The following is a 13,658-nucleotide window of genomic DNA, read 5'->3' as shown; positions in this document are numbered from 1 at the left end:
AATACACATTATTTGCGCAGTACTTCACACATTATGTGAAGCTTGCCCACACTAAAGATTATCCGTTTTACCAACAATGTCCTGTATAACGTTATCCAGCTCCTCTACCGCTTCATTCATGAGTCCCAGCATCATTTTCACCTGTCCGGCATCTTCTTCGTAATTGCAGATCAGGTCCGCCAGACCCTTTATTCTCATCAAAGGAGCCCTTACAATATGAGATTGTATAAAAGCGATCTCTCTAAGCCGCTTATTCTGGTCTTCGATGGCCTGAATATACTCTACCCTTTCAGTCACATCCTGCGTATTGCTTACCAGACCTCCAACCGCAGGGTCATCGCTCATATCCGTAATAACGGTTTCAATCCAGCGATACTCCTCTCCGTTCCGTTTAAAACGGAAGGGTTGAATATGCAGCTGTTTGTTGGTATAAGAAGCATGCAGCATCCCCCTGATCCTTTCTGCGTCGTCCGGATGAACAAACTCCATCACGTTGCGTCCCACCCAGAATTCAGGCCCCACCCCCAGCGTAGCCATGGAAGAAGGACTCATGTATAAATAGGTTCCCTTCCGGTCGATTATCGATATAACATCCGATCCGTTCTGCACGAGGGCTTTAAACCGCTTTTCACTCTCTTCCAGAGCCCGTTCAGCCGCCATACGCTCCGTAATATCCTTGAAATAAACAGACAATCCATTCGGCGACGGAAAGATCGAAACCTCCAGCCATACCTGCGACACCGCAGAAAACTCCTCATAACGAATGGAGATCCGCTCGTTAACGGCACGCTGCTGGCTGGCGTAAAATTTAGTGGAAAGACCCTTCGGGAGAACATGCCACAGGCTTTGACCGATCACCTCCTCACTGCTCATCTTCAAAAGGTGTTCCGCTTCCCGGTTCCAGTATTCCACAACAGCGTTACGGTCCATTGCAAAAAAACCATCCCGTATACTTTCGATAATACTGGCCATCCGCTGATGGTAGTGTTCAAGCTGCCTTTCCGCGTTTCTTAGGTTAGTGATATTTCGGGCAATGAGGTGCACACCAATGATATCCTGATTGATCTTGATCGGCATACAGGTGCAACTCGCTACATATCGGCTACCCTGAGTACTGATGAAGTTCGTTTCAAATTTCGCCATCTCACCCAGAAGCGCTTTCTGAAAGCCTGAAAAAGCGCGACCGAAATCTTCAGGTGCGATAAACGGAACAAACGACCGTCTGAGCAGGTCCTCCCTCGAACATTCCGTCAAATTCAACATAGCCAGGTTAGCACTTAAAAAGTTGCCCTTTAGATCCAGCGACCCCACAGCGTCCGGATAAGCATCGATCAGCGGGTCAAAAGATTTCTCTTCAGCCTCCGAAAGCACACTTCCCGTTACGTCAACAACATGCTGCAGCAGATAACATACCTCACCTTCATCGTTAATAAGCGGTGATATTTCATAGGTCCAGAAACGCACTTCATAACCTTGATCCGTCGGAAGGTCATACCGTTGCAAACTACACCGCTGCTTCTTTTTCAACAGCAAGGCGCGATCCAGGCAGTCCTTCAGCACCCTGACTCCTTTCTCGTTGTGTTCACCCCCCTGGGCACTAAACCCGTCGAATACACTGTTTCCAATTATTTGGGAAGCACTGCTTCCTGCTATCTCATAAAAGGCAGTACTCGCCTCCACCATTGTATAATGGGGCTTGTCAGCCCACATGATCAAATAGGCATTAGGAGAAGCTTCCAGGAATGGTCTGATGGAATTGAGATCGAGCATATGTGTTTGCGCCCACGAAGTTACGCATTTTCAGAAAGCTACGCCAATGTTTGGGTAAACTATTCCGGATCCCCGGACACACAAGGCAAGGTAAAGTGAAAGACCGAGCCCGTTCCCTCAACACTCTCCACCCAGATCCTGCCACCGTGGCTGGCAACAATTTTTGAGGCGACATAAAGCCCCATACCCAGACCCGAGTGCGAGTGCAGCACATCCTTGTCCCGGTAAAATTTATCAAAAACAGACTTAATGGTCTCCTCCGACATCCCGATGCCCCGATCCCTTACCGAAACCTGCAGGAAATCATCCACCCTCCGTACACATTTTATTTCGATCAGCGATCCTCCAGGCGAATACTTGGCCGCATTGGTCAGTATATTCGAAATAACCTGGTCCAACCGCAGCCTGTCCACACTCACCCAACTGTCTTCACAAGTCTCCACAGACACCTTGTTATCCGGGAGAATATGCTGAATAACCTGCACCGCATCGCTGATAAAAGCGTTTATTTCCACAATCTCCGGAGTGTACTGCAGGCTTCCGTTCTCCAGCTTCGACACGTCGAGCAGCTGCTGCACCAGGCTAAGCAGCTTGGATGTCTGAAAATCAACCTTCGCGAGTATCGTCTGCAGCTCCGTGTTTTCCTTGCTGCTCATAGACTTCGCTATCTGCGTGTACGCTTTAATAATGGTTATAGGCGTCTTGATCTCATGGCTGGCGATACTGATGAACTCCGTCTTCTTCTCGTCGATGATCTTCGAGCGACGCAGTTCCTCCTCCTGCTCCTCCGTAATCCGGTTCAGCGTGGTATTCCTCACCTTGATCTCCTCGTAGGCATTCAAAGGTTCCGACTCCTGAAAATACTTCACCAGCATCGCGGTTTTCAGCGGATCCAACTTCAGCGAACGCGGCAAGCCCATTCTGATTAGGATCAGTTTATTGTTCGGCTGTTCCGTCAGGCTAAACTCCGGAACCAGCTTCTGAGCATAATAAAAGCCCGTGTCGTAACTATTGAAGCCCACGCCGCTATCACAGGTAATGGTCGCCTTGAGCGAATAGCGCCCGCCATTGACCTCCAGACTAATGCGCAGGATCCCGGTATCCGTATGCTCTATCACCGTACGCGAAATCTCCGAAACAGCCGTACCAAAGGTCGTCTGCGTCGCAATCGTCAGACCCAGCTTTCCTGCAACCGCAATGGATTTCTTGTGTGCCAGCACCAGGTCCATTTCATTTTCAAGAGAAATCGTGACAAGTGTTATCATCCTATTTTATTTTCGCCATTACCACCGACATATCATCCGTCTTACGGGCATGGTCCTTATACAGGGCCGCCGCCAGCACCGTCTGATCATATTTATACATTTGCGGATAACGTGCCAGATCAATACGGGTTTTGAAGCCGTCAGAACACATCATGATCTGATTATATAGTTCCGCAGGATACTCCTGGTCACTCATCGTCGTCGGAATATTATGCCCCACGATACCATTATAAGACATGTGGTTCTTGAAGCTGGCCGGACCGATCATCCGGGCGGCGATATTACCCACTCCCGTGCAGCTCCAGGTTCTCGTCCTGAAGTCGAAGGCCGTGATATTCATCACCGCTCCCCTGGTCTTCTTTATCGCCTGATGGATGAAGCGGATGGTTGCCGACGGACTGTAATCAGGGAAGACCCTAAAGGCCGCCGCCGCCTCGTTCACCGCCTTGTTCGCTTCCGGACCATGTCCCAGGCCATCCGCCAGCATCATCTTCACATATCTTTCCGTTTTCTTAAACACGAAGCCGTCGCCGCTCACCGTTTCCCCCGGCTTGGAGACCACTATCGGGCGCATCAGCATTTTCACAGGAAGTTTAGCCTGCTTCGGATCGTTGTAGACCCTGCTCAGCACGATAGTACCCCATCCGATCTGCGAGTACAGCTCAAAGGTATCCGAAAGACGTTTGATGCTGCCCAGCCCATGACCCAGCGTATTGCCGGTTGATATACCATCCTGCATCATCCGCGTAGGATTAACCATCCCCGGGCCGTTATCAATACTGATCAGCTCGATATAAGGCGAACCACCGTTATGGAAAATCCCCATCAGGATCTCCCCGTCGTCGCTGTATTTAAAAAGATTGGAAGTCATTTCCGCTACGATCAGGTCGAGCATGTTAATCCGTAACTCGCTAAACCCTGCCTCCCCGGCTGCCCGGTGTATCTCCTTTTTGATCAGAGAAAAGTAGCTCCTGTCATTCGCTATAAAACTAATATGCGTTGCATCAACCATTAGCCCATTTGATTATGGTCACTGTAGTGCCCTCTCCCACATTACTCCTGATGTCGAACTCATTCACCAGGCGCTTCGTGCCCGGCAGTCCGAGCCCTAAGCTTTTACCCGTAGAAAAGCCGTCCTCCATCGCCTTAGCAATATCCGGTATACCCGGCCCCTTATCGGTAAATGTCAGGCGGATCCCATTCGTACGGCCGCTCGACACCACTTCTATCGTACATTTACCGCCATTCGCATAGCGCATCATGTTACGTAGCAATTCACTCGCTGCCGTGATTAATCGTGTCTGGTTTACGAGGCCCATTTTGATCCTTACAGCGACCTCCTTCACGCGGTTTTTCGTAAAAACCACATCCTGCTCCTTAACAACCTCAATCGTATCTTTACTCAGCGATAAGATCATCCTCAGTTAAGTCTTGATCTTCGTCTTCTTCTTCCAAATCGATCATTGATTTAAGCAGGTCCATACCCTTTTCCACATTCAGTGCAGTATGCACACCCTTCAGCGGCAAACCCAGCTCAATGAGCGTGATCGCCACAGCAGGCTGCATCCCCACCACAACCGTCTGCGCATCCATGATTCTGGACATGCTGGCAATATTGCCGATGATGCGGCCCATAAATGAATCCACTATAGAAACCGCAGAAATATCAATCAGTACACCTTTCGCCCTCGTCTTATCCACCATCTGGATCAGATCCGATTCCAGATTCAATGCCAGACGATCATACAGGTCCACCTGGATCGTAACCAGTAGAAAGGCTCCCATCCGCAGAATAGGAATTTTATCCATAGCCGTGTTTTAAAAAGTATTAGACTTCTGCACAGAATTCGCTTTCCTCACCTCTAAACGCATGCTCTTGAAAGCATAGGCCAGCGCACTAGCCAGAGAAGCCTTGGTAATGATGTTCGAAAGGTCGATACCCAAATGAACCACCGTTTGCGCGATCTCCGGACGGATACCGCTGATGATACATTCCGCACCCATCAGGCGTGTAGCACTCACCGTCTTGATCAGATGCTGAGCAACCAGCGAATCCACCGCCGGCACACCCGAAATATCCAGGATAGCGATACTGGATCCCGTTTCCACAATTTCCTGCAGCAGGTTTTCCATCACGATCTGCGTGCGGGCGCTGTCCAGCGTACCGATGATCGGCAAAGCCAGTATCCCGTCCCAAACCCGGATAACCGGAGTAGAAATATCAGCGATCTCATCCGTCTGGCGGAGGATCACCTCTTCACGGCCTTTAATGAAAGTCTCAAACGTCACCACGCTCAGACTATCCATCAGGCGGTTAATCTTCATGCTCTCTTCAAACAACAGCTGCGGGTTGTCAGAAATCTCCGCCTGCAGAACAGTCAGCAAAGCCTCTTTTAAAGTAAAAACGAAATTACCCGTTTCACGAGGGGTAAAACCCTGACGTGCGCGGGTGATAGAAATGCCGCCTAAAATCTCAATGACGGGACTCCATTCGTCTGAGTCCAGATCAGTTAAGTCAGCCATCGACAGGTTACCCACCAAGGCAGAAATCAGCTCTTCTGACTGGCTGCGCAGCTCCTCATTGGAGATAAGATCCTCACGCAGACTATCGTCGGCCAATTGATTTTTCATCCATTGTTCCAGGATGGCCTTCTTCTTTGATTCTAGCAATTTGTGTGTATTAAATGACATAGAGTGAATCCCAATTATCGCGGAAAGGTACTCAACCTATTCAACAATGAGAAATATTATTTTCAGGCGGAAACGTCTCTATCCTGACGCTCATCATAGAAGCTTTTCAGGAAAGAAAAAGAGGCATCAGCAGGCGGAAACTGCTCCGTTCTTTCGAAGCCCATCTCCCATGTTTTAAAACTGCGTTTATGAATAGCCCCTTCCTCCAGCACCACAACCTCATGATGACGATTGTCGTTTCTGATCTTCTCAAACAGCGTCTCCACCAGAAACCTGGAACCTTCCAGCACCTGCATAAAACGTCCCTGTCTCCGCATTCCATATCCTCCCTCCACGTACACCAGCATCCCTGTAATGACCAGCTCGCGGTTACGAGCACGGGCTTGCTTCAGCAAGACCCTCAGGTCCTCTTCAGCCATCAGTTCCGAAGCAACGCTGCAATAGATCAAATAATACAACATAGTCAGTTCAGCTTATTCTTTAGAGCAAGATAAGCAAAAAAAACCGCTAAGGTTATTTAGCGGAGATATAAAACTGATGCTGACAATCTGTGCAGTGGTACCTTTTTAAGGATAACCAGAAAAAGTACCGGTCGATAACTTTAGGATTCTCCACCCTAACATCCGTATAAGACGAGCATTTAGGGCAAGTGTGAAGAGGAGCACTAGAGTGCCTGATTCCTGTTTTTTGACTTGTGTTAAGACCTGATATTGCGCTCATACTGGTAAATTTTGATCGAATATACAACCAAATTATGAATAACGCAACAAAATTATTCAAAAAATGTCAGTTTAATACCAAAACAGGGGGTTTTGATATTAAACCAACATTAAAATATTATAAAGAAGACCCGATTGTCTTCACATTAAATCCAATCGCACGAAGCTTTTTCGAGTCCAGCAGATTCCTGCCATCAAACACATTCGCAGGCTTCAGCATACTATCATAGATCCGCTGCCAGTCGTAATCCTTAAACTCATCCCATTCCGTCAGCACCGCGATAGCATGCGCGCCCTTACAAGCCTCATAAGGATCGTCAAAAACCGACACCCCGGCCTTATTCTCCTCCGCATCCCGGGTACGCAGGTAATTCAGATCACCATATACCTGGTTCGCTTCCACCTTCGGATCATACACCGCCACCTGAGCCTGCTCATTCAGGAGATGATCAGCCACATAGATCGCTGCCGACTCCCTGGTATCGTTCGTATCCTTTTTGAAGGCCCAGCCAAGAAAAGCAATCTTCTTACCGTTAACCGTATTATACGAAGTCTGGATGATCTTATTCGCGAAACGTCTTTTCTGATGATCATTCATGATGATCACCTGCTCCCAATAATCCGCAACCTCCTGCAAGCCATAGCTGCGGGCGATGTAGACCAGGTTCAGAATATCCTTCTGAAAGCAAGAACCACCAAAACCCACAGAAGCCTTCAGGAACTTAGGACCTATACGGCTATCCGTACCGATCGCTCTCGCCACCTCCGTAATATCCGCTTCCGTACGCTCACACAATTCCGACAAGGAGTTGATAGAAGACACACGCTGCGCAAGGAATGCATTTGCCGTCAGCTTCGACAATTCCGAAGACCATACATTCGTCGTTAAGATCCGTTCTCTCGGAACCCAGTTCGCATATACATCCACTAAGGCCTGCACCGCTTCCTGCCCCTCCAGAGTACTATCACCACCGATTAACACACGATCCGGAGCATCCAGATCTTCCATAGCCGTACCCTCAGCCAAAAACTCCGGGTTAGACAAGATCTGGAACTTCACCCCATTACCCGTATTATGCAAGATATCTTTCAAGGCCTCAGCCGTTCTGACGGGCAGTGTCGATTTCTCCACAATGATCTTATCACTCTTGGCCACCTGCGCAATCTGACGTGCACATAATTCAATCCATTTCAGATCCGCTGCCTGGCCCTTGCCCGCTCCGTAAGTCTTTGTAGGTGTATTAACCGAAATAAAGACCATATCCGCTTCATCGATCGCTTTTTCCACATCCGTAGAGAAGAACAGATTCCGTCCTCTTGCTTCCGCAACCACATCACTCAATCCCGGCTCATAAATCGGAATGTTATTCACATCCTCATCATTCCAGGCAGCGATACGTGCTTCATTCAGGTCAACAACTGTCACTTGAATATCCGGACATTTCTTAGCTATAACAGACATAGTAGGACCACCAACGTAGCCAGCACCGATACAGCAAATCTTTTTGATATTGGTCATAAACTATCTTAAATTTAAAACAATCAGCATATTAGCAATAATTCGAGAGTGACAAATTAACACAACCTATCTCTAAATGTATTACTGAGGAACCTTTTTTTTACGAATATAATATAATTCCGCACGCGAAATTGAAAAATAGGCAGATCTTGATGCATCTAAAATCCATTTGTCAATTCATCCGACGGAGTGTGCTAAGGTCGTTTAGTGCTCTATTTTTCATCGACATTGTTACGCCTATGATCACCTCGTTCCGTCGTCACTGGTCGACACATACCGGTTCAAAAATCTAACATTACGTTAGCAGATCGACTGTACAGGTCGAAATTACATTATAAATGGTAATAACACCGCCAAAAATACCTAAAACGACGATAAGAATAAGACATCTAAGAGAGCGTGTTGCCGAAATATGGTACCAATAGTAAAACTGTATATTTCGCCGAATAAAGAGTGTCAAAAAAACCGCGAATGATTACCAGTACTTTTTTTATTGCCCTTATAATTGATGTGACTAACATCTCCCAAGCAGGCGAACAAAGATCAGAGGATTAGGCACTAGTATACCAACTTAAAAAAACAAAATAACTGTCAACGGTAGTTTTATTTAATAAATGTGAAAATTGTTACGACATTTATAGCATTTGCCAAACAGTAAATAGGGACAGATGTTTAGGTTGACACACTCATGCATTCATTTTTCTACCAAAAAAATACTCCTTTTTCAATATTTAGAAAACACAGATTTAGGAAATATTTTTCGTACGACATCTATTTTGTTCAAATTAAATGGAATTTAATTTCCTGGTTCCTGGAGCAATGCAAGCCTCACACCAGTAGACTCTTCGTTACAGCCCCCACACCAAGCTAAATGCTACATATGAATATTAAAATACGAATCTTTCTTATCATTACTGTACTAGTATTCTGTAGTACAGCGTCGAAAAGCCAAATATCGAAGGTACATATAAATCTAGAGATGCAGGGAAATGGAACCACTAATGGCACTGTTCCATTTTGGATGAGATCTAATCAATTTGGAAGTATTCCACTATCCGGAGCCTCCACTAGCTTCATAGCTAAAGCTTACAAAGGATATGATAGCACGAAGACTATAGATTGGGGATTCGGAACAGAAGCCCGAGCAAACCTTGGCAGTACCTCTAAGTTTATCCTTACGGAGGGCTATATCAAAGTCAGAGCAGGTATTTTCGAACTCAGTGCAGGAAGAACGAAAGACGTGATGGGTTTCAATAGTGATCAAAGATTAAGTAGCGGCAACTTTTCAGTCTCTGGAAACGCCTTAGGTATACCAAAAATTTCAGTTTCAATCCCAGAATATTGGTCGCCCAGCATTTTCAACGATCTTATCGCCATAAAGGGTTCGCTATCGCATGGTTGGACCGGAAAACTTCATATCGCAGATGTAATTTCGAGCACGGGGCCAGGAGGAACGATTCGAACACCGGTCGATCGAGTTGACTCTTACTTACATCAAAAAGCGCTGTATGCAAGGCTCGGGACCAGTAATTGGAAACTCAAACTACACGGTGGAATCAACCACCAAGTTATTTGGGGAAATGAAAGATATATATATGGCGAGACATTCGGCCTATCTCCCATAGAGACGTTCTTCTTCGTTGCCACAGGTAAAGCTTATGGACGTATTCAGGAAAATGGGATTCCTCGATCCAAAATTGGAAACCATCTTGGGTCCATAGACCTAGCTGTAGAGTATGATTTTCCAACCTTCAATTTACTTGTATATCGCCAAAACTTCTATGACGTTGGGGCGATTGCGAAACTTGCAAACATTAAAGATGGACTTAATGGAATCTCCCTAACGAATAAGAAATTTACAGATCAAAGCCACGGAATAAGATGGAAAAAAGCGACGTTTGAGTTTTTATATTCAAAAGATCAAGCCGGACTCAACTCGTCAAGACGCACGAAATCTGGGGACGAAAACTACTACAATAATTTTTTCTATCGTGGCGGCTGGTCATATAAGGGTCTAGGACTTGGCACACCTTTCTTTACTGCTAATAACGTAGCACGCAAAGGTAGTGCATCTGATCCAATAGACTTTTTTATCAATAATAGAGTCGTTGCATTTCATCTCGGTCTTGATGCCTCGATAGAGAGATGGGATTATCTCTTAAAAACAAGCTTCTCAAGAAACCATGGAACTTTTGCAACAAGTCCAGAAGGCCGAACTACTGGCTCGTTGGTGGTTCCTCCACGTTATGGCCTATTTGGGGCCGTAAGCCAGTTCTCGGCATATTTGGAAGCTAATAGAAAATTAAGAAATGGATTTTCAGTCGGATACATTGCCGCTGCTGACAAAGGAAAATTGTTATATAATTCTACAGGGCTAATACTCAAGATCAGGAAGGATTTTTAAGTTCTTCTAAGCTCAAAAATTCTTGGAAGATTTATATTTGCTATAAGACTGCATCTATGAGAATGTCGCTACCTCTGACAACAGCGAACAAACTCAATCTTTTGCAAAATACTTGTTTGTTATATAACCGTCTATTGCACCCATTTTGGGGATTACCGTGCAAGGATTCCCTATTACAATGGAATTGCTCGGTATGTCGATGTTAACCATGGCGCCGCCGCCTATTAGAACATTATCTCCTATCACAATGTTCCCAACAACAACCGAATTCGGCCCTATCCATACACAATTTCCTATGGTAGGACTCCCTTTTTTGGCACCTCGGTTCGACTGACCGATAGTTACGCCTTGTGCGACATTACAATTTGACCCAATTTTAGCTTGTGGGTTCACGACAATGTTTCCGAAATGGGCCATATAAAAGCCATGACCTATTTGAGTACTAGGATAGATTTGAATTCCGTACTTAAATAGGTATCGACGGTACAGTAACCGGTAGAGAACACCTTTAAATGATTTCTTACCATGCTTGTTACATTTGCGTAGAAAAAAAGTAAATCTGAATCCTGGGACAAAAAGGAACTTGAAAAATAACTTATAGCTCACCGCTCCGGCATATCGAAACAAATCAGCACGAATTGATTCGTCAAGTAAAAACATAATCGTATTTAGTTAAAGAATTACACAATAGTTAAAAGAGTTGCCTGCATTTTAGACAGCTTAAAAGATTAGCCAAAATTTTGCCCAACCATATCTCGAGCATCGAACAAAGCAATAAGATCCAATTTTATAAAATCAATTAACAATCGCCAAAAGGCGGATCATTCGTTTATAAACTCTTGAAGCGATTCTATTAACTCTGGAGATGCGAAATCACCCAATTCATGTAAACTTTTCGATTCACCAAAGTACATTTCGAGAATCTTCTCTTGTAATTCTTGTTCATCATAAGCCACATTAATATAATTTAAGCGGTCAAACTTACGCGCTGTCGCTAATTGATGTTCGTTTCGATGCTCGCCAAACTTCAATAATCGTGGCATAACAAGGATTGGTTTACGTAACTGTAAGGCAGATATTATAGTTCCCATTCCCGCGTGGCTTACAATTATCTTCGCCCTTTTAACCAAATCGTTAAACTCGCTGGGAGCAATAAAATCCATGGTTTTCATATTTTTTACGAGATACGAAGAACCGGATATCTGTGCTATTATCTCAGGATTTCCAAGTTTCGGCGCAACTTCGTCCATGGCCTTAATAAGCCGGTCAAATGGTTCTTGAGTACCAATGGTGATAAATATCATGATAAAACGTTCCCTCTATAAATTGTCCCCTTAGTTGCTAAATCTGGCCACTGTGTATATATTTTCGTTGCGAAATATCTTGCTATTTTCCCGCTCATTGATATTGTTTGAACGTTAGCAATGCTGTCCACCCATGCTGTTTTTATTCCGAATAACTTCCCTATTACTATGCCTATCAGCCCCGGTGCAGCGCCTGTAGTAATTATTATATGGGGCTTTACTGCCTTGATGTGCTTGAACACCGACAAAACAGTGGACAACATTTTAAAAGGGTTCTTCCTATTAGCATCCGGGACTACTAAAAATTTATAACCCGAAACAGTAGAAGCAAAACTTGTCTTAGTGGACATAAAAACGACTTCGTGTCCCTCAAAGGATGGTTGCAACCGCAACAATTGAATCCAGTGACCTCCCGCCGATGCTATGGCTAATATTTTCATCTTGATTGAACTTTTTTTAAAAAATGTATGTAATTTGAAATCATTTTTCCGTAAGTGAAATTCTCACAAAAATTCTTTCTACTGTTGAGGCTCATGTGTCCATACTCTTGATTTGTAATACTTTCAAGCCGATTCAATGTCGCCGCGAGCTTGTCCCAATCCTCGTCCAGCTCAATTGCATTGTAGCCAGGTATACCTAGCTCCAAGTTTCCCCCTACATTGTTAACTAAAAGCGGCTTTCCGTGCATAATGCCCTCAATAAGAGCTATAGGTAATCCCTCCTGAAGAGAATAGAGCATCAAGTAATCTGCTCGTTTAATTACGTCGTCCATATTATCCATGAAACCTAAAGCTTTAAAATTAGAAGACTGCCGACATCGCTCAACCAAAAGTTCATAGTCATCACCTACTCCAGCAAAATTAATTTCAATATTCGGCGATAGCTTTCCTGCCAAATTATCGATTATACTTAGTTGTCTTTTAACCGCGTTAACACGCGCTGGATAGAGAATCACAATTTTCTCCTTTTTATAAGTTGGTGCTGCCCACTTTTCGTTTTCGTAGAAATCTTTGATCCCGTTGTATATAAGAGTAATGTTCCGAGGATTTACATTAAAGAAACGGACGAGATTATCAGTCACTTTCTTCGATATTGATACAACTATGTCAGGCAAAAATGTAATTCGTCGATGATTATCATACACGTTATGAGAGACATAAACAATCTGAGTATCCAAGAAAAAAACCTTTTTTAGCACTGCTAAAAATGACATCACGTTTCGTGCATGGACTATAATTATCTTTCCGTTAAGAACGAAAGGATTTTTAAGTTGAAGATAATCTGATCTTTCAATTTTATACTTAGGATGCAGCTCGTCGAACGATTGAAAACCGATAATCTTACAATCGAAAACACCCTTTATTCCATTGTGTAAATCCAATAGAACCTTTTGAGCGCCTCCGTATCTCGACAGGTTGGTCGTGATTGAATATATTTGTTTGTTGACCATTACTTCAAAACTCTATTGCTTCCCACAATTTTTTCATTCTCCTGTACGTCTCTAGTAACAACCGCATTAGCGCCAATAACGGCCCTGTCTCCGATTATTACAGGGCCAATAACAACCGAGTTGATCCCTATTACTACGTTATTTCCGATAATTGGTTGCGATATGTCACCAAAGATTGTATTAGCCGTCTTCCCGTTATTTCCACCCAACGTTGCACCCTGATAAATCCTAAACGATCCAATCGAGACTACATGTCTACCAATTACAACTCCGATCCCATGAATTATGACCATTCCACCGCGCAATTGCGCCCCAGGGTCAATATCGATGGAGAAAACTACCCGGTTGAGTAACCAAAAGATCCTAGCAACGGGCAGCAACTTAAGTCTATAAAAAAAAGAACTTAGCCTAAAAAGCACGTTGCAATAAAAATGCAGCTTAAAAAAGACTTTTACTGAACTCTTCGAATATTCAGAATACCCTTTGAAATCTTGCTGAATGCCGTCTATTAACTTACTAAAACTCATATGCGTCCG

Annotated in this window: 14 protein-coding genes; 1 reads left to right on the top strand and 13 read right to left on the bottom strand. The window is 44.5% G+C overall.

Annotated elements, in window-relative coordinates:
* Positions 1-51: 51 nt before the first annotated feature.
* The 8 genes from B0I27_RS01355 to B0I27_RS01320 all read right to left on the bottom strand — a co-directional run bounded on the left by B0I27_RS01355 (position 52) and on the right by B0I27_RS01320 (position 7,964).
* Entirely contained in the window at positions 52-1,770 is a 1,719-nt protein-coding gene (locus B0I27_RS01355; protein WP_106290617.1) for a PAS domain-containing protein, read from the bottom strand.
* Between the two features lie 59 nt (positions 1,771-1,829).
* On the bottom strand, positions 1,830-3,035 hold the full coding sequence (locus B0I27_RS01350; RefSeq protein WP_106290615.1) for a sensor histidine kinase: 1,206 nt from the start codon (positions 3,033-3,035) through the stop codon (positions 1,830-1,832).
* A 1-nt stretch (position 3,036) separates the two neighbouring features.
* Positions 3,037-4,047, bottom strand: coding sequence for a PP2C family protein-serine/threonine phosphatase (locus B0I27_RS01345; protein ID WP_106290613.1), 1,011 nt, complete (start codon positions 4,045-4,047; stop codon positions 3,037-3,039).
* Entirely contained in the window at positions 4,040-4,453 is a 414-nt protein-coding gene (locus tag B0I27_RS01340) for an anti-sigma regulatory factor (RefSeq protein ID WP_181276644.1), read from the bottom strand. Before B0I27_RS01340 ends, B0I27_RS01345 begins: the two co-directional genes overlap by 8 nt.
* Complete coding sequence (locus tag B0I27_RS01335; RefSeq protein WP_106290611.1) at positions 4,434-4,844, bottom strand: STAS domain-containing protein; 411 nt, start codon at positions 4,842-4,844, stop codon at positions 4,434-4,436. Before B0I27_RS01335 ends, B0I27_RS01340 begins: the two co-directional genes overlap by 20 nt.
* Before the next feature lie 9 nt (positions 4,845-4,853).
* Positions 4,854-5,705 (bottom strand): STAS domain-containing protein, encoded by an 852-nt coding sequence (locus tag B0I27_RS01330; RefSeq protein ID WP_245925398.1) that lies wholly within the window; start codon positions 5,703-5,705, stop codon positions 4,854-4,856.
* An 83-nt stretch (positions 5,706-5,788) separates the two neighbouring features.
* The gene (locus B0I27_RS01325; RefSeq protein WP_106290607.1) at positions 5,789-6,187 is read right to left on the bottom strand and encodes a BLUF domain-containing protein; all 399 of its coding nucleotides are present in this window, start codon (positions 6,185-6,187) and stop codon (positions 5,789-5,791) included.
* Between the two features lie 376 nt (positions 6,188-6,563).
* Entirely contained in the window at positions 6,564-7,964 is a 1,401-nt protein-coding gene (locus tag B0I27_RS01320) for a UDP-glucose 6-dehydrogenase (RefSeq protein ID WP_106290605.1), read from the bottom strand.
* A 979-nt stretch (positions 7,965-8,943) separates the two neighbouring features.
* Here B0I27_RS01320 and B0I27_RS01315 point away from each other — a divergent pair.
* On the top strand, positions 8,944-10,368 hold the full coding sequence (locus B0I27_RS01315) for a capsule assembly Wzi family protein (protein WP_245925397.1): 1,425 nt from the start codon (positions 8,944-8,946) through the stop codon (positions 10,366-10,368).
* Positions 10,369-10,461: 93 nt separating this feature from the next.
* Here B0I27_RS01315 and B0I27_RS17870 read toward each other — a convergent pair whose 3' ends face one another.
* From B0I27_RS17870 to B0I27_RS01290, 5 genes are all read right to left on the bottom strand, one after another.
* Positions 10,462-10,785, bottom strand: a complete 324-nt coding sequence (locus tag B0I27_RS17870; RefSeq protein WP_425428103.1) for a serine O-acetyltransferase — start codon at positions 10,783-10,785, stop codon at positions 10,462-10,464.
* Between the two features lie 404 nt (positions 10,786-11,189).
* Positions 11,190-11,672, bottom strand: coding sequence for a glycosyltransferase (locus B0I27_RS01305; protein ID WP_106290599.1), 483 nt, complete (start codon positions 11,670-11,672; stop codon positions 11,190-11,192).
* A complete protein-coding gene (locus B0I27_RS01300; RefSeq protein ID WP_106290597.1) occupies positions 11,669-12,112 on the bottom strand; it encodes a glycosyltransferase family protein in 444 nt (147 codons plus the stop codon). Before B0I27_RS01300 ends, B0I27_RS01305 begins: the two co-directional genes overlap by 4 nt.
* Positions 12,109-13,122, bottom strand: a complete 1,014-nt coding sequence (locus B0I27_RS01295) for a glycosyltransferase family 4 protein (RefSeq protein WP_106290595.1) — start codon at positions 13,120-13,122, stop codon at positions 12,109-12,111. The genes B0I27_RS01300 and B0I27_RS01295 overlap by 4 nt, the downstream gene beginning before the upstream one ends.
* On the bottom strand, positions 13,122-13,649 hold the full coding sequence (locus B0I27_RS01290; protein WP_106290593.1) for a serine O-acetyltransferase: 528 nt from the start codon (positions 13,647-13,649) through the stop codon (positions 13,122-13,124). Before B0I27_RS01290 ends, B0I27_RS01295 begins: the two co-directional genes overlap by 1 nt.
* Positions 13,650-13,658 lie beyond the last annotated feature (9 nt).

Origin of the sequence: Arcticibacter pallidicorallinus, from assembly GCF_003002875.1 — a bacterium.
GTDB lineage: Bacteria > Bacteroidota > Bacteroidia > Sphingobacteriales > Sphingobacteriaceae > Arcticibacter > Arcticibacter pallidicorallinus.
This window is presented reverse-complemented; position numbering and strand designations above follow the sequence as displayed.